The following is a 628-nucleotide window of genomic DNA, read 5'->3' on the forward strand; positions in this document are numbered from 1 at the left end:
ATATCGGACACGCGGGCTTCGATCCGGCCACGGTGAGCGGCGAGGTCACTGCAGATCAGTTCGATATCGACACTCCGGGCAGAGGCTCGCTGGGCCGTTGCACGCCAGCCGCGCCGACTGGCAAGGACGGGATTGGCGCAATCGGCAATGACAACGCGGCCGAGTCTAAGATTCTCGAACGCGAGCGCGTTCGCGACGACGTAACCGTACGCGCCAGGCTCGAGGCCGCCCGCCCGCAGGCTCTGTTCGATAGCGTCAATGCGAAGGTAGGTCGCGCCGGTTTGTCTCGTCAGCTCCCGGGCTAGCGTCGTCTTTCCGGTGCCAGGCAGGCCGCTGAGCACCAGCAGCTGGGGCGTAGTGAATGCTGTCATGCCCCATGTTGGTTCGGCCGTTCAGTGCTGGCAATAGGCCGTGCATAACGAATCGCGAAGGGCGGTAGCGCGGGAGGATTGCGTAGGATGGGTAGAGCGAAGCGAAACCCATCGACTTCGTGCCACGGTGACAGACGATGGGTTTCGCGGAGTTTATCGTCGGGCCGCGCTTTGCGCGGACCGTTGGCTCTACCCATCCTACAGCACAGCAAAAAGCCGGCGCAGTCGTCGCGACCACGCCGGCTCGATGCAGGAAG

At 63.7% G+C, this 628-nt stretch carries 1 protein-coding gene; it reads right to left on the reverse strand.

The features are described from left to right. On the reverse strand, nt 1-371 hold a 371-nt coding region (locus IF809_RS38705), incomplete at its 3' end, for a P-loop nucleotide/nucleoside kinase family protein (protein WP_462840100.1). Nucleotides 372-628: the final 257 nt, after the last annotated feature.

This window comes from Bradyrhizobium sp. UFLA06-24, assembly GCF_054967145.1.